19 protein-coding genes, 2 other RNA genes and 1 pseudogene are annotated in these 21,324 nt (G+C 72.9%); 5 read left to right on the top strand and 17 right to left on the bottom strand.

Features of this window, described 5'->3' with window-relative positions; translation table 11 throughout:
• Positions 1 to 4 precede the first annotated feature (4 nt).
• The 7 genes from ftsL to QE401_RS12155 form a co-directional block, all read right to left on the bottom strand.
• On the bottom strand, positions 5 to 985 hold the full coding sequence (gene ftsL, locus QE401_RS12185; RefSeq protein WP_307138463.1) for a cell division protein FtsL: 981 nt from the start codon (positions 983 to 985) through the stop codon (positions 5 to 7).
• Positions 985 to 1,920, bottom strand: coding sequence for a 16S rRNA (cytosine(1402)-N(4))-methyltransferase RsmH (gene rsmH / locus QE401_RS12180; protein WP_307138462.1), 936 nt, complete (start codon positions 1,918 to 1,920; stop codon positions 985 to 987). Before rsmH ends, ftsL begins: the two co-directional genes overlap by 1 nt.
• Entirely contained in the window at positions 1,917 to 2,399 is a 483-nt protein-coding gene (mraZ, locus tag QE401_RS12175; RefSeq protein WP_307138461.1) for a division/cell wall cluster transcriptional repressor MraZ, read from the bottom strand. The genes rsmH and mraZ overlap by 4 nt, the downstream gene beginning before the upstream one ends.
• 288 nt (positions 2,400 to 2,687) lie before the next feature.
• Positions 2,688 to 3,101, bottom strand: an RNA gene (gene rnpB / locus QE401_RS12170) — RNase P RNA component class A.
• Between the two features lie 165 nt (positions 3,102 to 3,266).
• The gene (locus QE401_RS12165; protein ID WP_475638103.1) at positions 3,267 to 3,992 is read right to left on the bottom strand and encodes an N-acetylmuramoyl-L-alanine amidase; all 726 of its coding nucleotides are present in this window, start codon (positions 3,990 to 3,992) and stop codon (positions 3,267 to 3,269) included.
• Positions 3,993 to 4,051: 59 nt separating this feature from the next.
• Positions 4,052 to 4,810 (bottom strand): TerB family tellurite resistance protein, encoded by a 759-nt coding sequence (locus tag QE401_RS12160; protein WP_307138460.1) that lies wholly within the window; start codon positions 4,808 to 4,810, stop codon positions 4,052 to 4,054.
• Between the two features lie 135 nt (positions 4,811 to 4,945).
• Positions 4,946 to 5,458, bottom strand: coding sequence for a winged helix DNA-binding protein (locus tag QE401_RS12155; protein WP_307138459.1), 513 nt, complete (start codon positions 5,456 to 5,458; stop codon positions 4,946 to 4,948).
• A 67-nt stretch (positions 5,459 to 5,525) separates the two neighbouring features.
• Here QE401_RS12155 and QE401_RS12150 point away from each other — a divergent pair, with 67 nt between their 5' ends.
• Positions 5,526 to 9,140 (top strand): hydantoinase B/oxoprolinase family protein, encoded by a 3,615-nt coding sequence (locus tag QE401_RS12150; RefSeq protein ID WP_307138458.1) that lies wholly within the window; start codon positions 5,526 to 5,528, stop codon positions 9,138 to 9,140.
• A complete protein-coding gene (locus tag QE401_RS12145; RefSeq protein WP_307138457.1) occupies positions 9,140 to 12,211 on the top strand; it encodes an AsmA family protein in 3,072 nt (1,023 codons plus the stop codon). The genes QE401_RS12150 and QE401_RS12145 overlap by 1 nt, the downstream gene beginning before the upstream one ends.
• A 21-nt stretch (positions 12,212 to 12,232) precedes the next feature.
• On the opposite strand, the gene QE401_RS12140 is transcribed toward QE401_RS12145, so the two are convergent.
• From QE401_RS12140 to QE401_RS12100, 10 genes and pseudogenes are all read right to left on the bottom strand, one after another.
• Positions 12,233 to 12,451, bottom strand: a complete 219-nt coding sequence (locus tag QE401_RS12140) for a ribbon-helix-helix domain-containing protein (RefSeq protein ID WP_307138456.1) — start codon at positions 12,449 to 12,451, stop codon at positions 12,233 to 12,235.
• Positions 12,448 to 12,642, bottom strand: coding sequence for a hypothetical protein (locus tag QE401_RS23085; protein WP_475638102.1), 195 nt, complete (start codon positions 12,640 to 12,642; stop codon positions 12,448 to 12,450). The genes QE401_RS12140 and QE401_RS23085 overlap by 4 nt, the downstream gene beginning before the upstream one ends.
• A 252-nt stretch (positions 12,643 to 12,894) precedes the next feature.
• A pseudogene (locus QE401_RS12135) lies at positions 12,895 to 13,876 on the bottom strand (lyase family protein); the annotation flags it as partial.
• 131 nt (positions 13,877 to 14,007) lie between these two features.
• Entirely contained in the window at positions 14,008 to 14,367 is a 360-nt protein-coding gene (locus QE401_RS12130; protein ID WP_307138455.1) for a hypothetical protein, read from the bottom strand.
• Positions 14,368 to 14,477: 110 nt separating this feature from the next.
• On the bottom strand, positions 14,478 to 14,882 hold the full coding sequence (locus QE401_RS12125; protein ID WP_307138454.1) for a VOC family protein: 405 nt from the start codon (positions 14,880 to 14,882) through the stop codon (positions 14,478 to 14,480).
• Positions 14,883 to 14,885: 3 nt separating this feature from the next.
• Entirely contained in the window at positions 14,886 to 15,305 is a 420-nt protein-coding gene (locus QE401_RS12120; RefSeq protein ID WP_307138453.1) for a RidA family protein, read from the bottom strand.
• A 6-nt stretch (positions 15,306 to 15,311) separates the two neighbouring features.
• Complete coding sequence (locus QE401_RS12115) at positions 15,312 to 16,955, bottom strand: fumarate hydratase (protein WP_307140234.1); 1,644 nt, start codon at positions 16,953 to 16,955, stop codon at positions 15,312 to 15,314.
• A 316-nt stretch (positions 16,956 to 17,271) separates the two neighbouring features.
• Positions 17,272 to 17,805 (bottom strand): SspB family protein, encoded by a 534-nt coding sequence (locus QE401_RS12110; protein WP_307138452.1) that lies wholly within the window; start codon positions 17,803 to 17,805, stop codon positions 17,272 to 17,274.
• Positions 17,806 to 17,918: 113 nt separating this feature from the next.
• Positions 17,919 to 18,244: a transfer-messenger RNA gene (gene ssrA / locus QE401_RS12105) on the bottom strand.
• A 134-nt stretch (positions 18,245 to 18,378) separates the two neighbouring features.
• Positions 18,379 to 19,458 (bottom strand): glycerol dehydrogenase, encoded by a 1,080-nt coding sequence (locus QE401_RS12100; RefSeq protein ID WP_307138451.1) that lies wholly within the window; start codon positions 19,456 to 19,458, stop codon positions 18,379 to 18,381.
• A gap of 277 nt (positions 19,459 to 19,735) precedes the next feature.
• Here QE401_RS12100 and thyX point away from each other — a divergent pair, with 277 nt between their 5' ends.
• The 3 genes from thyX to QE401_RS12085 are packed head-to-tail and all read left to right on the top strand — an operon-like array spanning position 19,736 to position 21,285.
• Complete coding sequence (gene thyX, locus QE401_RS12095; protein WP_307138450.1) at positions 19,736 to 20,677, top strand: FAD-dependent thymidylate synthase; 942 nt, start codon at positions 19,736 to 19,738, stop codon at positions 20,675 to 20,677.
• A gap of 7 nt (positions 20,678 to 20,684) precedes the next feature.
• A complete protein-coding gene (locus QE401_RS12090) occupies positions 20,685 to 21,005 on the top strand; it encodes a hypothetical protein (protein ID WP_307138449.1) in 321 nt (106 codons plus the stop codon).
• Positions 20,989 to 21,285, top strand: coding sequence for a hypothetical protein (locus QE401_RS12085; RefSeq protein ID WP_307138448.1), 297 nt, complete (start codon positions 20,989 to 20,991; stop codon positions 21,283 to 21,285). The genes QE401_RS12090 and QE401_RS12085 overlap by 17 nt, the downstream gene beginning before the upstream one ends.
• The last annotated feature ends 39 nt before the right edge of the window (positions 21,286 to 21,324 follow it).

The raw sequence follows: 21,324 nt of genomic DNA, 5'->3' as shown, positions 1-21,324 counted from the left end.
CGCCTCACCGCGCCCAGGCGCCGGGCGCCACCGGCACCGGGGCGGCCAGCGGCACCGGCGGCGCCAGCGCGCCGGAGGAGGCCATGCCGAGCGCCGAGCCGCCGGGGACCGGGGCGGCGACGGCACGGCCCAGCGGCAGATGCGCCGCGGTGCGCAGCAGCCCGCCCTGCGGGCGCGGCGTGGTTTCGGCCAGCATCGGGCTGGGGGCGGGCGCCGGGGCGCGCACCGGCGCGGCGGCGCGCAGCGGGGCCGGGGTGGCGGCGGGACTGGCGGGCGCCGGGGCGGCGGCGACCGGCGTGGCCGGGGCGCGGCGCGGCGCCTCGGCGCGGCTGGCGGCCAGCGCCACCGCCTGGCGCTCCGGCGCGGCGGGGCGGGCCTCCGGACGGGGCTCGGCGCGGGCGGTCTCGGTGCGGGCCGGCTCGGCGGGGCGCGGCGCCGGGCGGGCGACCTCGGCGCGCGCCGGTTCGGTGCGGGCCGGCTCGCTGCGGATGGGCTCGGCGCGGCTGGCCAGGCGGGTCGCGGCGGCGGCGGCCAGGGCGGCGGTGGCGGCGGCGCTGGCCTGGGCATTGCCCGGCTGCGGCTGGCCGGCCTGGGCGGTCTGGGCTTGGCCCTGCGGCTGCGCCGGCACGGCGCCGGGCTTGGCCGCCGCCAGCGCGGTGGGGGCGGAGCCGAACAGGCTGACCGGCCCGGCAAAGGCCACCGCCTGCGGCAGGCGCCGCTCCAGATCGGCCAGCCGGACGAATTGCGCCGGCGTCATGGTGTCGAGCGGCAGATGCGTCTGCGCCACCTGGCGCAGCCGCTCCGGCTCGTTCAGCAGGGCCCATTCGGCGCGCAGCACCTGGCTGCGCTCGCGCGCCTGCTCGATCCGCCGGTTCAGGTCGCGCAGCTCACGGTCCAGCTGCGTCGCCGCTTCCTCCGCCCGGTAGACGTGCCAGCCCACCAGGCTGAAGGCGGCAATGGCGACCACGGTCAGGGGGCGGAACATCAGGCCGTCTCCAGTTTCTCAAGAGTCCGCAGGCGGGCGGAGCGGGCGCGGGGATTGGCCGAGAGCTCGGCCTCCCCCGGGCGAAGGGCATTGTTGGCGACCAGCCGGAAGCGCGGCTTCTCGGCGCCGCCGAGCAGGGCGGACGGGTCGTGGCGCGAGGCGCCGGGGCCACGCCCGGCGGCCTGCTGCATGAAGCGCTTGACGATGCGGTCCTCCAGCGAATGGAAGGCCACCACCACCAGCCGGCCGCCCGGCGCCAGCAGCGCCGCCGCCGCCTCCAGCCCGCGCTCCACCTCGCCCAGCTCGTCATTCACCTTCAGCCGCAGCGCCTGGAAGGAGCGCGTCGCGCTGTCGATGCCGGAGGGGTCGCGCGGCATCACCGAATGGATCAGGCTGCGCAGCCGCCCGGTGGTCTCGATCGGCGCCTCGCGCCTCGCATTGACCAGGGTGCGGGCGATGCGGCGGGAATGCCGCTCCTCGCCGAAGCGCCACAGGATGTCGGCCAGCTCCGTCTCGGGCAGCTGGTTCACCAGATCGGCGGCCGAGGGCCCGGCCTTCTCCATCCGCATGTCCAGCGGACCGTCGAAGCGGAAGGAGAAGCCGCGCTCCGCCTGGTCGAGCTGGAAGGAGGAGACGCCGAGATCCAGCACCACCCCATCCACCGTGGCGACGCCGCGCTCGGCCAGCGCCTCGCGCATCGCGCCGAAGCGGCTCTCGATCAGCGTCAGCCGGTCCGGGAATTCGGCCAGCAGCGCCTGGCCGCGGGCGATGGCGTCCGGGTCGCGGTCGAAGGCGTAGAGGGTGCAGTCGGCGCGCTCCAGGATGGCGCGGGCATAGCCGCCGCCGCCGAAAGTGCCGTCGACATAGGCGCCGCCCGCGCGCGGGGCGAGGTTGTCCAGCACCTCGGCCAGCATGACGGGAAGATGGCCGCTCACAATTCGCCTCCCATGGCGGGGCGCGGGGCGGCGGCGGTGCCGGGCAGGGTCAGGGCGCGCTCGCGGGCACGCGCCCGGGCCTCCTCGGTGCGGCGCTTCGCCGCCGCCGGCTCCCAGAGCTGGAAGATGCGGCCGAGGCCCACAAAGGCGATGGTCTCGGCCAGGCCGGCATGGGCGATCAGCTCCTCGGGCAGCAGGATGCGGCCCTCGGCATCGGGGCGCATCGGCCAGGCATCGGCGAAAAGGGCTGCGGCCATGTCGTCCTGGGCGTCGGAGAAGACGTCGAACTGGTCGATGCCGCCAGCCATCGCCTCGAAGGCGTTCATCGGCCAGGCCTCGACGCAGGCCATGCGGTGGGAAGGGCGGAGGACGATCTCCTCGGTCCCCAGCCGGGCCAGCTCCGCGCGGAAGGGCGCAGGGACGGACACCCGCCCCTTGCGGTCCAGCCGATTGGTATGGGTGCCCATGAACCGGGTCATCGATGCCGCCCTGTCCCCCTGCGGCGGTGATCACAGTCGCTGACCGGGAAAGCGGCCGGCGGGGCCCCCCGACCCCGCCGGCTCACCCGACCATCCCGTTCACGGATCCTTCGCCCCCCCGAGCAAAGAGATCGTTCATGGGATGACGTGGGATATCATGGGTTGAAGTTGGGCGGCAAGGGCAAAACCCTGGCTCGCCCTTATGTCAAACTCAGAGAAAACAGGATTTTAGGGCACAGAGTGCCGGCTCTGTGTCATCTGTTTTGCATTCAGGCTTTGAAAAGGAAGTGCGTCAGGCGGCCTGTAAGCCGGGTTCTGTCCATCCCACCGGCCATGCCGGCGGTATGGGGCGACCATTCCTCTGGGACATGCCTCGCGACATGCCTCTCGCGGCCAACCCGGATGGCGGGACGGGAACGTCCCCGCGGTCGAGTCCCTTGCGGAACTCCCGCCGGCCACCCCTATTCGGCCTTGCTCCCGGTGGGGTTTACCGTGCCGCCCCTGTTGCCAGGGGCGCGGTGCGCTCTTACCGCACCGTTTCACCCTTACCAGCGCGGCGAACCGGGCTGGCGGTCTGATTTCTGTGGCACTTTCCCTGGGGTCGCCCCCGCTGGCCGTTGACCAGCACCGTATTCCCGTGGAGCCCGGACTTTCCTCCAGCCCTGGAACCAGCCCAGGACCAGCGGCCGCCCGGCCGTCTGACGCGGCGCCGATCTGCGCCCCCGGCCCGGCCGGGTCAATGGCAGGGCGGCGGTTTTTTGTGGATTCGCGGCGGCGGGGCGGCGATCGGCCCATGAAATCCCATGAAGGGGGGCGGAACCGTCTCCGGTGGGGCGCCATCCCATGCCGGAGGGGCGGCGCGGCGCCTCAGCCGGATTCGGCCAGCGCCGCCACCGCCGCCATGCGGGCCAGCGTGCCGGAATCGGGCTGGCCGGTGACCGCCTCCTGCCGCCAATGGCGCTGGAAGGCGGCGATCGCCAGCTCCGGCCGCGCCGGGTCCAGCGGATAGCCGATTCGCCCCAGCAGCTCGGCCGCGCGCGCGGCGGCACCGGCGGGCGCCGCCGGCCGCTCGGCCCCGGCCAGCCCGCCGCCGCCGGCGGGCCAGAGGCCGATGCCGAGCGCCGCCAGCCCTTCCCAGTCGAACAGCTCGCCCGGGTCCTGCTTGCGGTCGGGGGCGATGTCGCTATGGCCCACCACATTGCGCGCCGGGATCGGGTGGCGCGCCAGGATGTCGAGGCAGAGCTCGGCCACCGCCGCCATCTGCAAAGCGGGGAAGGGGCGGTAGCCCCATTCATGGCCGGGATTGACGATCTCGATGCCGATGCTGCGGGCATTCAGCAAGGTGTGGCCGCGCCAGAAGGATTGCCCGGCATGCCAGGCGCGCCGCGCCTCCGGCACCAGCCGCCAGATCCGCCCATCCTCCTCCACCAGATAATGGCAGGAGACCGGCGGCAGCGGCGCCGGCGGCGAGGGGTCGCAGAGCCGGTCCAGCGCCGCCTCGGCGCTCTGCATGCCGGTGTAGTGCAGCACCAGCGTGTCGATCGGCACGCCCTCGGGCCGCGCATCATGGTTCGGGCTCGGCCGCTCGCGCAGGCCGAGGCGGTCCTCCGGCGGGTCGGGAAGGCGCGGGGGCAGGCCGGCGGCCTGGCCGCTCACAGCCCGCGCTCCCGCTTGATGCGGTCCCAGGCGGCGTTGATCTCGGCCACCTTCTCCGAGGCGCGGCGGATCAGCGGCTCCGGCACGCCGCGCGCCGCCATCAGGTCGGGATGGTATTCGCGCATCAGCTTGCGCCAGGCCTGGCGCACCTCCTCGTCGCTGGCGCCGCGGGCCACGCCCAGCACCTCATAGGGGTCGGAGAGTTCCGGCTGGCCGAGCGGGGTGCGGCCGCTGCTGGCGCGCTCGGCGCTGACATCGTCCAGGCCGAAGCCCTGGCGGACGCGCGCCAGGAAGATCGCCTCGCCCCGCGTCATCGGCCCGTCGGCGCGGGCGATGTGGTGCAGGGCGGAGAGCACCTCCTCCAGCATCGGCTTGTTGTCGGCGAAGGCCTCGCCCATGCGGGCGGCGAAGGGCTCGTAGCCGCCGGCATCCTCGCGCGCCTTGTCGAACAGCAGCCCGACCTCGCGCTGGTTCTCGGCCGGGATGCGGAAGGCGCGCTTGAAGGCGTCGATCTCCTCCCGCTTCACCGGCCCGTCGCTCTTGGCCAGCTTGGCCGAGAGCACGATGACGCCGATCGAGAAGAGCTGGTCCCGGTTGGTGATGCGGGACAGCGCCTCCGGCCGGGCATCGAGCTCGGGGGTCTTGGTGTTGCCCTCATCGGCCGCATGGCCGAGCGCCGCGCCGACCACCGCGCCGAACGGCCCGCCCATGGCGAAGCCGGTCACGCCGCCCAGTATCTTGCCCCAGATGCTCAATCGCGGCCCTGTCTCGCTGGTCCTTCCCGGCCACGATATCACGCGGCCGCTTTCCGGCCTATGTCCGCGCCACGCGGCTTTTCCCTTCTCCGGGCGGGGTATCTGGCCGTCCTGCGGATGGGGGATCCTGGCCGCTCAGAAGGTCGCCGCCGCCCGCGCCGCCTGCTCGTAATGGCCGGACAGGCTGCGCAGCAGCGCCGCCAGCTCCGACAGCCGGGCCGGGTCCGGGCCATGGCTGGCCACCGGCCCGGCCAGCGCCGCCTCGCGGATCGCGGTGTAGCGGGCGCAGAAATCCTGGCCGGCTTCGGTCACCCGCACCACCTTCTCCTTGCCCTGGCGGGTGGAGGCGATCAGCCTCAGCCGCTCCAGCTTGCGCAGGGCGTAGGTCAGCAGATGCGCGTCGTCGATGGCGAGCGCGAGGGCGATCTCCGCCTGGCGCTTCGGCCGGTCGCGGTGGCGGATGGTGTTCACCACCACCACCTCCAGCGCCGAGAGGCCGGGCTGGCCGGCCGCCGTGGCGCAGCGCACCATCCAGCGGTGATAGGCCGCGCCCAGGATGTTCAGCCCATACTCCACCTCCGACAGCGCCGGGGCGGCGCCCTGCGCCAGATGCGCGGCGGAGACGATCGGATGCGGCGGCGTGCTCATGCGGGAACGTTGACGATTTATCGGTAAATCGTCAACGTCGGCGGCGACAGCAGAAGGAACAGGGCAGATGGCGGGCTGGCAGTTCTGGATCGACCGTGGCGGCACCTTCACCGACATCGTGGCGCGCGACCCCGAGGGGCGCTTCTCCACCCACAAGCTGCTCTCGGAGAATCCGGGCCGCTACCGCGACGCTGCCGTCGCCGGCATCCGCGCCTGCCTCGGCCTGGAGGAGGGCGCGCCGATCCCCCAAGGCACGATCGAGGCGGTGAAGATGGGCACCACGGTGGCCACCAACGCGCTCCTGGAGCGCAAGGGCGAGCGGGTGCTGCTGCTGGTCAATCGCGGCTTCGCCGACGCCCTGCGCATCGGCAACCAGGCGCGGCCGCGGCTCTTCGACCTCGATATCCGCCTGCCCGAGCTGCTGCATGAGCGCGCCGTCGAGATCGGCGGCCGCATCGCCGCCGACGGGGCGGAGATCGAGCCGCTCGACGAGGCCACCGCCCGCGCCGAATTGCGGAAGGGCTTCGAGGAGGGCTTCCGCGCGGTGGCCATCGTGCTGATGCATGCCTGGCTGGCGCCGGAGCATGAGCAGCGGCTCGGGGCCATCGCCCGCGAGATCGGCTACAGCCAGGTCAGCCTCAGCCATGAGGCCTCGCCGCTGCCGCGCATCGTGCCGCGCGGCGACACCACGGTGGTGGATGCCTATCTCTCGCCGATCCTGCGCCGCTATGTGCAGCAGGTGGCCGGGCAGCTGCCCGGCGTGCCGCTGTATTTCATGCAATCCTCCGGCGGGCTGACGCTGGCGGAAAAATTCCAGGGCAAGGACGCCATCCTGTCCGGCCCGGCGGGCGGCATCGTCGGCGCCGCCCGCACCGCGGCCATGGCCGATCTGGAAAAGATCATCGGCTTCGACATGGGCGGCACCTCCACCGATGTCGCCCTCTATGCCGGCGCCTTCGAACGCGCCTTCGAGACGGTGGTGGCCGGCGTGCGCATGCGCGCGCCGATGATGGCGATCAACACGGTGGCGGCGGGCGGCGGCTCCATCCTGTCCTTCGACGGCGCCCGCTTCCGCGTCGGCCCGGAGAGCGCCGGCGCCGTGCCCGGCCCGGCCTGCTACCGCCGCGGCGGGCCCCTGACCGTGACGGACGCCAATGTGATGGTGGGCAAGATCCAGCCCGCGCATTTCCCGCCCATCTTCGGACCCAATGGCGACGAACCGCTGGATGCCGAGGTGGTGCGGGAGAAATTCGCGGCCCTCGCCCAGGAGATCGCCGCCGCCACCGGCCAGCCCCCGCAGGACCCGCGCGCCGTGGCCGAGGGTTTCCTGCGCATTGCCGTCGCCAACATGGCGCAGGCGATCAAGCAGGTCTCGATCCAGAAGGGCCACGACCCGGCCAGCCACGCGCTGCAATGCTTCGGCGGCGCCGGCGGCCAGCATGCCTGCCTGGTGGCCGATGAGCTCGGCATGGAGACGGTGTTCATCCACCCCTTCGCCGGCGTGCTCTCCGCCTATGGCATGGGGCTGGCCGACCAGAGCGTGATCCAGGAAGCCGCCATCGAGGCGAAGTTTTCTCCGGAGGCGATGGACGGCCTGGCCGAGCGCATCGCCACGCTGGAGGCCGAGGGCCGCGCCGCGCTGCAGGCCCAGGGCGCCGACCCCGCCGCCCTGCGCGCCGAGCCGCGCCTGCATCTGCGCTATGCCGGCACCGACAGCTTCCTGCCCGTGCCCTTCGGCCCGCATGACGCGGTGCTGGCGGCCTTCACCGAGGCGCATCGCCGCCGCTTCGGCTTCGCGACGCCGGAGCGCCCGGTGCTGGTCGAGGCCTGCGTGGTCGAGGTGATCGCCCCCGGCGAGGCGGTGCGTGAGCCCGGCCTCGCCCCGCGCGACGCCGGCGGCACGCCGCAGGCGGTGGACCAGGTGGCGCTGTTCACCGGCGGCGCCGCGCAGGACGCGCCGGTGCTGGACCGCGACGCGCTGCGCGCCGGCGACCGCATCGCCGGCCCCGCGCTGATCCGCGAGCGCAATGCGACCACGGTGGTCGAGCCCGGCTGGACCGCCGAGGTGACGGCGCTGAACCACATGATCCTGCGCCGCACCGCGCCGCGCCCGCAGGCGGTGGTGGAGCCGGGCCAGGCCGCGCGGCCCGACCCGGTGCTGCTGGAGCTGTTCAACAACCTGTTCATGAGCATCGCCGAGCAGACCGGCACCGTCCTGCAGAACACCTCTCTCAGCGTGAACATCAAGGAACGGCTGGATTTCTCCTGCGCCATCTTTGATGCGCAAGGCCGGCTGGTGGCCAATGCGCCGCATGTGCCGGTGCATCTCGGCGCCATGGGGCAGAGCGTACGCACCGTCATCGACAGCCGTGGCGCGACGCTGAAGCCGGGCGATGTGGTGGCGCTGAACAACCCCTATAATGGCGGCACGCATCTGCCCGACGTCACCGTCATCACCCCCGTCTTCGATGAGAACCAGGAAGAAATCCTGTTCTTTGTCGGCAGCCGCGGGCACCACGCGGATATCGGCGGGCTGACGCCGGGCTCGACGCCCCCCGAATCGAGGACGCTGGAGGAGGAAGGCGTCGTCATCGACGATTTTCTTCTCGTGGATGGCGGGGAGTTCCGGGAGGCCGAGTTCCGCGCTTTGCTCTCGGGCGCCAGATACCCGGCGCGCTCGCCGGATGTGAATGTCGCCGACATCAAGGCGCAGATCGCCGCCAACGAGACCGGGGTGCAGGAGCTGCGCCGCGCCATCGCCCAGTTCGGCCTGGCCACCGTGCGGGCCTATATGGGCCATGTCATGGACAATGCCGAGGAGGCGGTGCGCCAGGTGCTGGACCGCCTGGCCGATGGCGCATTCCACTACACCATGGATGATGGCGCGCCGCTCCACGTCGCCGTGCGGGTCGACCGCGCCGCCCGCCGCGCGGCCATCGACTTCACCGGCACCGCGCCGCAGCGCACGGGCAATTTCAACGCGCCGCCCGCCGTCACCCGCGCCGTGGTGCTCTACTGCTTCCGCTGCCTGGTGGGGGAGGATATTCCCCTGAATGATGGCTGCCTGGTGCCGCTCGACATCATCGTGCCGGAGGGCTCCTTCCTGGCGCCGCGCCCCGGCGCGGCGGTGGTCGCCGGCAACACCGAGGTGTCGCAGGCCACCGCCAATGCGCTGCTCGCGGCGCTCGGCGCCTGCGCCGGCGCCCAGGCCACGATGAACAACCTGCTGTTCGGCGACGACCAGTACCAGTATTACGAGACGGTCTGCGGCGGCGTCGGCGCCGGGCCCGGCTTCGGCGGCGCCTCCGCGGTGCAGACGCACATGACCAACACCCGCATGACCGACCCGGAGATCCTGGAGCTGCGCTACCCCGTCCGCCTTGAGGAATTCTCGATCCGCCGCGGCTCCGGCGGTGCCGGGCAATGGCGCGGTGGCGACGGGGCACGGCGGCGCATCCGCTTCCTGCGGCCGATGCAGGCCATCATCGTCGCCTCCCGGCGCGAGGTGCCGCCGCATGGGCTGCAGGGCGGCGCCGATGGCGCGCCCGGCCGGCAATGGGTGGAGCGGCTGGATGGCAGCACCCAGCCCATGGGCGGGCGCGACCGGGCCGAGCTGGCGGCGGGCGAGGTGCTCGGCCTCGAGACCCCGGGCGGCGGCGGCTGGGGCCAGGCCGCGGGCTGATGGCGGAGGCGGGCGCGCAACCGCCGGCCGGGGGGCGGCGCGGCAGGCGCGCGCTGCTGGCCGCGCTGCTGGCGCTGCCGCCTTTGGTGCTGGCCGGGCTGTGGTACGGCCCGCGCCTGACCGACTGGAACGAGCATCGCGACCGGCTGGCCATCCTGGCCGCCGGCCGCCTCGGCCAACGCGTCACTCTGGCCGGGCCGGTGCAGCTCACCCTGTTGCCGCAGCCCATGCTGGAGGCCGGCGGCGTCACCATCGGCGGGCCGGAGGACGACATCTCGATCCGCGCCCGCGCGCTGCGGCTGCGGCTCGATTTGCCGGCGCTGCTGCGGCTGCGGCTGGAGCCGCGCGAGGTGGCGCTGGTCGGCGCCGAGATCCGCCTGCCCTGGCCGCCCGTGCCGGCCGGCGGCCAGCCCTTCCGCCCGCCGCCCTGGCTGACCGGGCTGCAGGGCCGCATCCAGGATTCGCGCGTCACCATCGGCCAGCTGGTGCTGGAGCGGGTGGAGGCCGACCTCGCCGCCGCCTCGGCCAGCGAGGCGCTGCGCATCCAGGGCCGGTTCCGCTGGCGGCAGACCGATCTGGAATTCGACACCACCCTGGGCCGCGCCGGCTGGGACGGCATCGCGCCGCTGGCGCTGACCGTCTCCGGCGCCCGCGCCTCGGCCTCGGCCAGCGGGGTGCTGCTGCCGGAGGGCGGCTTCGAGGGCACGCTGCAGGGCGGCGGCAGCGACCTCTCGGCGCTGCTGCCGGCGCCGGCCGGCAGTTTCCGCCTGCGCGGGCGGCTCGCCGCCAGCGCCGATCTGCTGACGGCGGATGAGCTGGCGCTCGATCTCGGCGGCAGCCCGGCGCGCGGGGTCGCCACGCTGCGCCTGGCGCCGATGCCGCGGCTGGATCTCGCCCTTGTCACCGGGCGGGTGGAGCTGGATCCCTGGCTGGCCGCGCTGCGCGGCGCCGGCACCCTGCCGCTGCCCTTCGGCCTCGACCTCTCGGCCGAGGCGGCGGGGTTCCGCGGCCTGACGCTGCGCCGGCTGCGCGGCGCCGCCTTCCTGGAAGGCGACCGGCTGACGCTCTCCGATGTCGGCGCCGTGCTGCCGGGCGAGACCGAGATCGAGCTCTCCGGCACCACCACCACCGCCCGCGCCGCGGCGCCCCAGGGGCAGGGCCAGGGGCAGGGGCCGGGGCAGGGCCAGACTCAAAATCAGAACCAGAACCCGGCGCCGCCGGGGCGGCTGGAGGCGGCGGTGCAGTTCCGCGGCGCCACGCTGCGCGCCACGCTGCTGGCGCTCGGCCTGCCGCTGGAGGGCGCCGACCCGGCCCGGCTGCGCCAGGGCGAGGGGCGTTTCCGCCTGGTGCTGGACGAGGCCCAGGCGGCGGTGCCGGAATTCACCGCGACGCTGGATGGCGGCCGGGTCTCCGGCGCCGGGGTGTGGCGCTTCGGCAGCCGCCCGGCGCTCGGCCTCGGCCTGACGCTGGAGAGCCTGCCGCTGGATGGCTGGCTGGCCCCCGGCACGCTGCGCGGCCTGGGCTGGGCCGGGCTGCAGCAGCGCCTGGCCGGGCTCGACGCCAATCTGCGCCTCTCGGCCGAGCGGGCCAGCTGGAACGGCATCCCGATCCAGGGCCTCTCCGCCGATGCCTCGCTGGAGAATGGCCGGGTGACGGCGCGGCGCCTGTCGGGGCGCGTCGCCGAGAGCGATGTCAGCCTCTCCGGCGTGCTGCATTTCGGCGGCGCCCAGGGCAGCCAGGCGGGGGGCCAGGGTGGCGGGGGCCAGGCGGGCGGCCAGGCCGGCGCCCCCGCCGGCAACCCGGCCCTGCCGCGGCTGGCCGATGTCGCGCTGGAGGTCAGCAGCCCCAGCGCCGCGCCGCTGCTGGCGCTGCTGCCCGGCCCCTGGCCGGATCAGGTGCCGCTGGCCGGCGCCGGGCTGGCCCTGCGCGCCGCCGGCAGCGGCCCGGTCAACGCCCTGGTGCTGCGCGCCGGGCTCGATTTCGGCGATGTGCGGGCCGAGGCGCAGGGCAGCCTCGACCTCACCGCGCCGCGCTATGCGGGGACGCTGACGCTGCGCCACCCCGGCGCGCCGCGCCTGCTGGCCGAGGGCTTCGGCCTGGCCCCGCCGCCCTGGCTGGGGGAGGGCTCGCTCTCCCTGGTCTCCAGCCTGGCGCTGGGGCCGCAGGAGCTGTCGGCGGAGAGTTTCGACCTGGTCGCCGCCGGGCTGCGGCTGGGCGGGCAGCTGACCCTGTCGCGCCCCAATGGCGTGCCGCGCCTGTCCGGCCGGCTGGCGGCGGAGCGGCTGCCGCTGCCCTGGCCCGACCTCGCCTCGCGCGAGCCGCTGCCGCTGGACGCGCTGGAGGGCTGGGAGGCGGAGCTGGCGCTGGCGGCGCAGAGCCTGGAGCCGGCGGGCTTCGCCGCCATCGGCCCGGTCGCCGCCACGCTGCGGCTGCGCCAGCGCAGCCTGTCGCTGGAGGGGCTGCAACTGCAGCTGATGGGCGGCCGCTTCGCCGGCCAGCTGCGGCTGGAGGGCGGCGCCACCCCGCCGGGCCTCGCCCTGCAGGGCCGGCTGGAGGGGCTGTCCCTGGCCGCGCCGCTGACCGGCCTGCCGGTCGACCTGACCGGCGGCAGGCTGGATGCCGAGGCCGATCTGCGCGCCACCGGCTTCAGCCCGGCGGCGCTGCTGGCCACCCTCGGCGGCACCGGCCGCGTGGCGCTGCGCGATGGCGTGCTGGCGGGGGCCGATTGGCGCGCCGCGCTGGAGGCCTCGGCCCGCGACAGCCTGGCCTCGGCCGAGGCCGGATTGCGCGCAGCGCTGTCCGACGGTGCCACCGCCTTCGAGGCGGCGGAGCTGGGGCTGCGGCTGGAGAATGGCCGGGCGGTGCTGGAGAATGGCCGCATGGCGGTGGCCGAGGCGCCGCTGATCGCGCTATCGGGCGAGGTCGATCTGGCGCGGCGCGGCATGGATCTGCTGATGGCCGCGCAGGAGGGCGAGGCACCGGCCTTCGGCCTGCGGCTGATCGGCCCGCTGCCGGCGCCGCGGCGGGTGCCGGAGCTGGCGGAATGGCTGCGCTGGCGCGCGGCGCGCTGAAGGGGCCGCCGGCGCGGCGCCTCAGGGCCGCTTCAGCAGCGCCTCGACCCGCAGGGCGCTGGCCAGCGGCAGATCGGGCTCGGCCCGCGCCGCGTCGATGCGCTGCACCAGGGCGGAGAGGGTGATGCCCTCCGCCCTGGCCAGGCCTTCCAGCACCGACCAGAAGGGCGCTTCCAGCGCCACGCTGGTGCGGTGCCCGGCCAGGGTGAAGGAGCGCTTCAGCAGATGTCGTCCGGTCATCCCGCCCCATCCAGCGTGGCGCCCGGTGTGACCATCAGCTCCGGCCGCACCCAGGCATCGAACTGCTCCGGCGTCACATGGCCCAGCCGCACGGCGGCGTCGCGCAGCGTCAGATTCTCGGCCAGGGCCAGCTTCGCCGTCTGCACCGCCTTGTCATAGCCGATCCTGGGGTTCAGCACCGTCACCAGCATCAGCGACTTCGCCAGGTTCTCGGCGATGCGTGGCAGGTTCGGCTCCAGCTTGTCCACCATGTTGTGGGCGAAGCTCTCGGCGGCGTCCGCCAGCAGCGCCACGGATTGCAGCGTGGCGTGGATGATCACCGGCTTGAACACGTTCAGCTCCAGATGCCCCTGGGCGCCGGCGACGGTGATGGCGGTGTGGTTGCCCATGACCTGCGCCGCCACCATGGTCAGCGCCTCCGACTGGGTCGGGTTGGTCTTGCCCGGCATGATCGAGGAGGACAGCCCGTCGGCCGGGATGAACAGCTCGGAAAAACCGCTGCGCGGGCCGCTGCCCAGCAGGCGGATGTCGTTGCCGATCTTGGTCAGCGACACGGCGAGCGTGTTCAGCACGCCGGCCAGCTCGACAAAGGCATCCTCCGCCCCCATGCCCTCGAACTTGTTCGGGTTGGGCTGGAAGTCGAGCCCGGTCAGCGCCCGGATGCGCTCGCAGAAGGCGGTGTCGAAATCGCGGTGGCGGTTGAGGCCGGTGCCGACCGCGGTGCCGCCCTGCGGCAGCAGCAGCAGCCCGGGGCAGGGCGCCGCGCAGCCGGTCCTGGCCATGCGCCACCTGCGCCGCCCAGGCGGCGAATTCCTGGCCCAGGGTCACCGGCACCGCATCCATCAGATGGGTGCGGCCGACCTTGACGATGTCGCCCCATTGCGCCGCCCGCCGCTCCAGCGCGCCGCGCAGCACGCCGAGCGCCGGGACCAGCCGCTGCGTCACCGCCTCGGCGGCGGCGATGTGCATCATGGTGGGGAAGCTGTCGTTGGAAGACTGGCCGCGATTGACGTGGTCGTTCGGATGCACCGGCTTGCGGGTGCCAAGCGGCTGGCCCAGCAGCTCATTGGCGCGGTTCGAGATGACCTCGTTGGCGTTCATGTTGGTCTGGGTGCCGCTGCCGGTCTGCCAGACGGGCAGCGGGAAATCGGCGTCGCGCAGGCCTTCCGCCACCTCGGCGGCGGCGCGGGCGATGGGTTCGGCCAGCTCCGCCGGCAGCTCGCCCAGCGCCTGGTTGGCCTCGGCCGCCGCCTGCTTCTGCAGGCCGACGGCGCGGATCAGGATGCGCGGGAAACGCTCCGTGCCGATGCGGAACAGGCGGCGGGCGCGCTCGGTCTGCGGGCCCCAGTAGCGTCCCGCCTCGATCTCGATGGTGCCGAGGCTGTCGGTCTCGATGCGGTGGTCGGTGTCGGGGGCTGCGGCCATGGCGGTGCTCCTGCCTGAGAATTTCTCTCAATTGGGAAGACCGGATCACCGGTAACAGGTTCCGCCCAACGAAAGACGGACCCGCGCCAGGGGCACGGGTCCGTCCGAGATCCGGGGCCGTTCAGGCCGGCTTACCAGCCGTAGTAGTAGTGCCGGCGCGGCGGCGGGTAATAAGCCGGGGGCGGCGCGTAATAGGCGACCGGCGGCGGGGCGTAATAGGCCACGGGCGGCGGCGGCGGCGGGGCGTAATAGGCCGGCGGCGGCGCATAGACCACGCGCGGCGGCGGCGCGTAATAGGCGGGCGGCGGCGGGGAGGCCAGGGCGGCGCCGGCCAGGGCGCCGACCGCCAGGCCGCCAATGATGCCGGCGGCCACCGCGCCCGAGCCGGGGCCGCGGCGGTAATAGTCATGCGCCTCGGCCGAAGGGGTGGCGACGACCAGCGCCGACGCCGCGGCACCGGCCAGGATCAACGAACGGAACATCTTCGTCATGGCGCCCTCCTGGGCTTGGATCACCCCAATATAGCGCTGATCCGCGCCAGATTATGGCGAAGGCGGGGTAAGATCGTGTTCGTGATCATGGCCCCCGCCAGGCCCGCGCTTCAGGCCCGGGGGCCGTAGGTCGCGATCTCGATCAGGTTCTCATCGGGGTCGCGGCAATAGACCGAGGTGATGGGGCCGAGCGCCCCGGCCTTCGGCACCGGCCCCAGCTCCACCGTCACGCCGCATTCATGCAGATGGGCGATGACGTCCTGCGCCGTGACGGCGACGACAAAGCACAGATCCTGCCCGCCCGGCGCCGCCGCCGGGCCGGTGAACCATTCCTCCTGCGTCGCCGTCTGCGGGCGGAGGTTGATCTTCTGCCCGCCGAATTTCAGCGCGGTGCGGCGCTGCTCGCCGAAGGCCTCGCGGTCCATGCCGAGGACGCGCTGGTACCAGGAGGCGCTGATCTCGACATCCCGGCAGGTGATGACCAGGTGGTCCAGGCGATCGACCGCGAAACGCATATCCTACTGTCCCCCTTCGCCCCGCACGGGGTCCTGCGGCGCGGCGCGCAGCCGCGCCGTCACCTCGATCTCGATGCGCATCGCATCCGTCTGCAGCCCGGCATGGATCAGGGTGGAGGCCGGGCGGGCGCGGGCGAACCACTTCCGGGTGACCGGCCAGCAGGGCTCCCAATCCTCGCGCCGCGGCACGATGAAGGTGGCCCGCACCACATCATCCATGCTGGCGCCGGCCTGCTCCAGCGCCGCCTGGATGTTGCGGAAGGTCTGCTCGCACTGCTCGGCGACCCCCTCGGCGATGGTCATGGTCGCGTAGTCATAGCCGGTGGTGCCGGCGACATAGACCATGTCGCCCGCCACCACGGCGCGGGAATAGCCGATCTCCTCCTCGAAGCGGCTGCCCGAGGAAATCAGGCGACGATCCATGCCGGCTCACTCCAGCCCGTCATAGAAGTCGTTGCCCTTGTCGTCGACGACGATGAAGGCGGGGAAATCCTCGACCTCGATGCGCCAGACCGCCTCCATGCCGAGCTCGGGATATTCCAGCACCTCGACCTTGCGGATGCAGTCCTGGGCCAGGCGCGCCGCCGGCCCGCCGACCGAGCCGAGGTAGAAGCCGCCATACTGCTTGCAGGCATTGGTCACCGCCTTGGAGCGGTTGCCCTTGGCCAGCATCACCAGGGAGCCGCCGGCGGCCTGGAAGGCGGCCACATAGCTGTCCATGCGCCCGGCGGTGGTGGGGCCGAAGGAGCCGGTCGGCATGCCCTCCGGCGTCTTGGCCGGGCCGGCGTAATAGACCGGGTGGTCCTTCAGGTATTGCGGCAGGCCCTCGCCGCGGTCGAGGCGCTCCTGCAGCTTGGCATGGGCGATGTCGCGGGCGACCACGATGGTGCCGGTCAGCGAGACGCGGGTCTTCACCGGGTGCTTCGACAGCTCGGCGCGGATCTCGGCCATCGGGCGGTTGAGGTCGAGCTTGACCACCTCGCCGCCCAGGATCTCATCCGTGGTCTCGGGCAGGAAGCGGGCCGGGTCGTGCTCCAGCGCCTCCAGGAACACGCCCTCCGGCGTGATCTTGGCCTTGATCTGGCGGTCGGCCGAGCAGGAGACGCCGATGCCGATCGGCAGCGACGCGCCATGCCGCGGCAGGCGGATGACCCGCACGTCATGGCAGAAATACTTGCCGCCGAACTGCGCGCCGATGCCAAGATTCTGCGTCAGCTTGTGGACCTCGGCCTCCAGCTCGCGGTCGCGCAGGCCGTGGCCGGATTTGTCGCCGGTGGCCGGCAGCTCGTCGAGATAGCGGGTGGAGGCGAGCTTGACGGTCTTCAGCGTCGTCTCGGCCGAGGTGCCGCCGATGACGATCGCCAGATGGTAGGGCGGGCAGGCCGAGGTGCCCAGCGTCTTGATCTTCTCTTCCAGGAACTTCAGCAGCTTGTCCTTGTTCAGCACGGCGCGGGTCTGCTGGAACAGGAAGGTCTTGTTGGCCGAGCCGCCGCCCTTGAGGACGAACATCATGTGGAACTCGTCGGCCTTGTACTCGCCGGGCGAGGCATAGATGTCGAACTGGACGGGCAGGTTGTTGCCGGTGTTCACCTCCTCGAACATCGAGAGCGGCGCCATCTGCGAGTAGCGCAGATTGGTCTCGGTGTAGGTGCGGTGGACGCCGTAGGAGAGCGCCTCCTCCTCATCGCCCTCGACCCAGACGCGCTGGCCCTTCTTGCCGAAGACGATGGCGGTGCCGGTGTCCTGGCACATGGGCAGCACGCCGCCGGCGGCGATCGAGGCGTTCTTCAGCAGGTCGAGCGCCACGAAGCGGTCATTCGCGCTGGCCTCGGGGTCCTTCAGGATGTTCGAGAGCTGCTGCAGATGGCCGGGGCGGAGGAAGTGGCTGACCTCCTTGCAGGCGGTGAAGGCCAGCTGCTCCAGCGTGTGGGGCGCGACCTTCAGCACCTTGCGGCCCTCGACCTCGATCACCTTCACGCCGCCGATGTCGAGCTTGCGATAGGGCGTCTGGTCGGCGCCGAGCGGCAGCATCGGGCTGTAGCGGAAGCTCTCCGGCCGCTGCGAGACGGGCATGCCGGCATCGGTGTCGGCGATCGGGGTATCGGCCAGCGGGGCGGCGCCGGCGGCGGAATCGGGAACGGAGTCGGCAGGGGACATGGAACGCTCCGGCAGAATTGCAGGCCGGCCCAGGGCGGCAGATCCGCGGGCCCGGCTGCGCAGATTCGGGCGCCGCCTTCCGGGCGGCGTCCTGTTGCGGCAGTGGTAGCGCAGCCGCGCGGCCAAACCAACCAGGGGCCGCAGGCCAGGGTGCCATGCGGCCGGCGCAAGCGCGCGGGGGTGGTGGGGCGGGGAGGGGGCACGCGGCCGGGCCGCGCGCGCCGGTTGTCTCTCAGTCGCGCGCCGGGCGGCGGCGGAAGGCGTCGAGGCTGACGATCTGCGCCGGGCCCTCGGGTTCGGCCGGGGCGGGGGCGGCGTCGGCCTGTTCGGCCATCGGCGGCGGCTCGGCGGGGGCGGCGGGTTCGGCGGCGCCATCCGCGGCCTGCTCGGCCGAGGGGAAGCGCAGCCCGACGCGCACATGCGGGTCCCAGAAGGCGGTGATGGCGGCGATCGGGATGACCAGCGTCGCCGGCACGCCGCCGAAGGACAGGCCGGCGCTGACCAGGCCCTTCTGCCGGTCCACCTTCAGGTCCCAGAACTGGTGCTGGAGGACGATGGTCATCTCCTCCGGGTAGCGGGCCTTGAGGTGGCTCGGGATGGCGACGCCCGGGCGGTCGGTGCGGAAGGTCAGGTAGAAATGATGCTCGCCGGGCAGGCCGTGCTCGCCCACATGCTCGAGCGCGCGCAGCGCGACCTCGCGCATCGCGTCCTCGGTCCAGCGGTCATAGGGAAGCAGGCTTTCGGCCTGCCTGGTCTCATCCGTCATGCAGCATACCCCGGCAGACGCCCAGCAGAGTGCAGCCCCCTTACCGGATGCTCCCCATGGGCGGAAAGGGGCAGGGGACAAATATGCAGGCCAGCGGATGCGGAAAAGGGGCAAGTGGGGGGATTCTGTTGCCCGGTTCCCCCCGGACCGCGCTTACCTATTAGGCAGCGAGCGCCACAGCCTCGCGGCTGTTATCGTTGGCACTTGTGATTTAGCCCGATAACGGCGGTACAATGCCGGGCAAAGGATGTGCCTTTACTGCGCGCGTCGAGCCTGTGTCGTCCCCACAGCCCACCCGACGATCCCGGGAGGGAGGATTGGTGGAGACGCCGGGCACTGCCCCCGGGTCCGCAACGCTTATTCTACACACCGTTTATCGCCATAGTCGTCCGAAGACGGCATCCCCGATATAGGCCGCCCTGCCGCGGAAATCGAGGGTGGGCGGGCGGAATTTTGCGGATTGATGGCGGGGTCCGGGGGGACCCTGTCCCCCCGGCGGCGGGGGTCTGGGGGAGGCGGAGCCTCCCCCAGGAAAGAGGCCCGGTCGGGCGGGAGGCGGAGCGTCCCCCGTTGTCAGAACCCTTGCCCGATCGCATCCCCCGCCCGCAGCGCCGCCAGCACGGATTGGGGCGAGACCGGGTAGGGCGCGTTGTGGATGGTCTCGCCGGGCGCGCAGGCGGCCTCGGCGGCCTGCAGCAATTCGGCGTCCTCTGCCTCGCCCAGGCCGATCCCGGCCAGGGTGGTGGGCAGGCCGACGCGGCTGCAGAAATCATAGACCTCGTCGATCAGCGAGGGCGGCCGGTTGCCCAGGATGGCCAGGGCCTGGGTGCCGATCGCCACCTTCTCCCCGTGCCAGTAGCTGTGGGTGCCGTGCAGCTTGGTCAGCCCGTTGTGGATGGCATGCGCCGCCGAGAGGCCGCCGCTTTCGAAGCCGAGGCCGGAGAGCAGGGTGTTGGCCTCGATGATGCGCTCCAGCGCCGGGGTGACGACCTGGCGCTCGCAGGCGCGCAGCGCCTGTTCGCCATAGTCCAGCAGCGTGTCGTAGCAGAGCCGGGCCAGCGCATGGGCGGCGGCGCCGCCGGGCCGTCCGGTCATGTTGCCGGCGCCCTTGATGCGGCAATCCTCCGCCTCGAACCAGGTGGAGAGCGCGTCGCCCATGCCGGCCACCAGGAAGCGGGCGGGGGCGCGGGCGATCAGCGCGCTGTCCACCAGCACCACTTGCGGGTTCTGCGGCAGGAAGAGGTAGCGGTGGAAGGCGCCTTCCGGCGTGTAGATGACCGAGAGGGCGCTGCAGGGCGCGTCGGTCGAGGCCAGGGTCGGCAGGATGATGACCGGCGCGCCCAGGGCGTGGGCCAGGGCCTTGGCGGTGTCGAGCGCCTTGCCGCCGCCGATGCCGATGACCAGGTCGCTGCCGCGCTGCTTCGCGATGGCCTGCAGCCGGGCGATTTCCGGCTCGGAGCATTCGCCGCCGAATTCCTCCCGGTCGAAGGGAGCGCCATCCTTGGCGTGCAGCGCGCCGGTGACCAGGCCGGCGACCGACCGGTCGACCAGGGCGAGGGGCTTGCGGCCAAGGCGGGCGGCTTCCTCGCCCAGCAGATCGAGGGCGCCGGCGCCCTGGACGTAGCGGCCGGGGAAGATGCTGGTGGTGACCATGGCGGGATTCTCCCTTCCGATTCGCGGAAGAGGATGGGGTCCGGGCGGCCTGCCGGCCCTGATCCAGGGCAAGAAGATGGACGGTTTGTAATCACGTTTGAGTGAGTTCTGCCGGGGTTCAGCTCCCCCGCAAACGCGCTGGTCGGGGCCTCGCCGCCGGGCTAGACCCGTGCGCCACGGGGGTGCCGAAGCGGCGCCCGCCGACGCATCGACTCGCCCGCACCGGGCCGCGCCCGCCGGGCCGGCGCGGCGCCGGGCACGCCTGGGATTTGAACGCATGGAACTCACCGCCGCGCAGCGTCAGGAACTTTCGGAAGCGCAGGCGGCGCGGGCGGAGACGCGCCGCCCCACCGTGCCGGCGCTGGAGGCGATGCTGTTCGAGCCGCTGCCGGTGCTCGACCACGGCTTCGTCCGCGTCATCGACTATATGGGCGATGATGCGGCGGTGGTGCAGGCGGCGCGGGTGTCCTATGGCCGCGGCACGCGCGCGGCGAATGAGGATCGCGGGCTGATCCGCTACCTGATGCGGCACTGGCACTCGACCCCCTTCGAGATGTGCGAGATCAAGTTCCATGTGAAGCTGCCGATCTTCGTGGCGCGCCAGTGGATCCGCCACCGCACGGCGAATGTGAACGAGTATTCCGCGCGCTATTCCATCATGGACCGGGAATTCTACCTGCCGGCGCCGCAGCAGCTGGCGGCGCAATCCGCCGTCAACCGGCAGGGCCGCGGCGAGGTGCTGCTGGAAGGCGCCGAGGCGGCCGAGGTGCTGGAGCTGCTGCGCCAGGACGCCACGCGCAATTACGACCACTACCAGGCGATGATGAACCTGGACGAGGCCGGCAACACCATCGACCCGGGCCGGCAGGGGCTGGCGCGCGAGCTGGCGCGGATGAACCTGACGCTGAACGCCTACACCCAGTGGTACTGGAAGACCGATCTGCACAATCTGCTGCATTTCCTGCGGCTGCGCGCCGATCCGCACGCCCAGTACGAGATCCGCGTCTATGCCGAGGCGATGATGGGCGTGCTGGAGGCCTGGGTGCCGGCGGTGGCCGAGGCCTTCCGCGACTATCGCCTGGGCGCCGTCAGCCTCTCGGCGCAGATGCTCGGCGTGGTGAAGCGGCTGCTGGCCGGCGAGGCGGTGACGCAGGAGGGCAGCGGCCTGTCGAAGCGGGAATGGCGCGAGCTGATGGAGCAGCTCGGCCGCCCCGCCTGAGGCCGCCATGGCCGCCCCGCCGCGCCCCGGACCCGGCCCCGCCGCACCGCGCCGCGCGGTGAAGCCGGCGCGCGGCGCGGCGCCCCGGCGCCGCTATGCCTGGCGCGCGGGATTGCGCGATTTTCCCTGGCGCCGCTGGCTTGCCGTCCTCATCTGTGTGGCGGTGCTGCTGATCGGGATCCCGCTGGCCGTGGCCTTCGTGGGCGATCTGGGCGCGCTGCTGCTGCTGGTGGGGGTGGGCGGCTTCGCCCTCGGCCGCGCCACGGCGCCGCGCCCGGCAGCCCAGCCGCCGCGCAAGGGGCGTGGCGGCGGTGGCGGACGCGCCTGAGCGGCGCGCGATCTCGGGGGTGATGATGGGCTGGATGCTGTTCTTCTTCCTGGTGCTGATCCTGGGCTTCCCGCTGATGATGATGGTGGCGGCGCTGTCCCTCGGCCTGTGGCTGGTCTGGGCCATTCTCGGCCTGGTCTGGGCGATCTTCACCTTCCTGCTGCATGACGCGGCGCTGGCGCTGCTGCTGGTGGCGGTGCTGTGGCTGGGCTACCGGATGGGCCGCAACCGCCAGGCGCAGGACAGCGCCGCGCCGCCGGCGCCGCGCCTGCCGCACTGATCCCGCTGTCCTGGCCGCCCGGCCCCGCAGGCGCGGGGC

It is taken from the genome of Pseudoroseomonas cervicalis (assembly GCF_030818485.1).
In the GTDB taxonomy this organism is placed as follows: Bacteria; Pseudomonadota; Alphaproteobacteria; order Acetobacterales; family Acetobacteraceae; genus Pseudoroseomonas; species Pseudoroseomonas cervicalis_A.
Note: the sequence above shows the minus strand (reverse complement) of the source record. Positions and strands in the feature narration are given on the sequence as shown.

What these genes read in the sequence shown, in the direction of transcription:
- ftsL (WP_307138463.1), bottom strand. Translation starts at nt 985, where the DNA reads ATGTTCCGCCCCCTGACCGTGGTCGCCATTGCCGCCTTCAGCCTGGTG.
- mraZ (WP_307138461.1), bottom strand. Translation starts at nt 2,399, where the DNA reads ATGACCCGGTTCATGGGCACCCATACCAATCGGCTGGACCGCAAGGGG.
- QE401_RS12155 (WP_307138459.1), bottom strand. Translation starts at nt 5,458, where the DNA reads ATGAGCACGCCGCCGCATCCGATCGTCTCCGCCGCGCATCTGGCGCAG.
- QE401_RS12150 (WP_307138458.1), top strand. Translation starts at nt 5,526, where the DNA reads ATGGCGGGCTGGCAGTTCTGGATCGACCGTGGCGGCACCTTCACCGAC.
- QE401_RS12145 (WP_307138457.1), top strand. Translation starts at nt 9,140, where the DNA reads ATGGCGGAGGCGGGCGCGCAACCGCCGGCCGGGGGGCGGCGCGGCAGG.
- QE401_RS12140 (WP_307138456.1), bottom strand. Translation starts at nt 12,451, where the DNA reads ATGACCGGACGACATCTGCTGAAGCGCTCCTTCACCCTGGCCGGGCAC.
- QE401_RS23085 (WP_475638102.1), bottom strand. Translation starts at nt 12,642, where the DNA reads ATGCTGGTGACGGTGCTGAACCCCAGGATCGGCTATGACAAGGCGGTG.
- QE401_RS12130 (WP_307138455.1), bottom strand. Translation starts at nt 14,367, where the DNA reads ATGACGAAGATGTTCCGTTCGTTGATCCTGGCCGGTGCCGCGGCGTCG.
- QE401_RS12125 (WP_307138454.1), bottom strand. Translation starts at nt 14,882, where the DNA reads ATGCGTTTCGCGGTCGATCGCCTGGACCACCTGGTCATCACCTGCCGG.
- QE401_RS12120 (WP_307138453.1), bottom strand. Translation starts at nt 15,305, where the DNA reads ATGGATCGTCGCCTGATTTCCTCGGGCAGCCGCTTCGAGGAGGAGATC.
- QE401_RS12115 (WP_307140234.1), bottom strand. Translation starts at nt 16,955, where the DNA reads ATGCCCGTCTCGCAGCGGCCGGAGAGCTTCCGCTACAGCCCGATGCTG.
- QE401_RS12110 (WP_307138452.1), bottom strand. Translation starts at nt 17,805, where the DNA reads ATGACGGATGAGACCAGGCAGGCCGAAAGCCTGCTTCCCTATGACCGC.
- QE401_RS12100 (WP_307138451.1), bottom strand. Translation starts at nt 19,458, where the DNA reads ATGGTCACCACCAGCATCTTCCCCGGCCGCTACGTCCAGGGCGCCGGC.
- thyX (WP_307138450.1), top strand. Translation starts at nt 19,736, where the DNA reads ATGGAACTCACCGCCGCGCAGCGTCAGGAACTTTCGGAAGCGCAGGCG.
- QE401_RS12090 (WP_307138449.1), top strand. Translation starts at nt 20,685, where the DNA reads ATGGCCGCCCCGCCGCGCCCCGGACCCGGCCCCGCCGCACCGCGCCGC.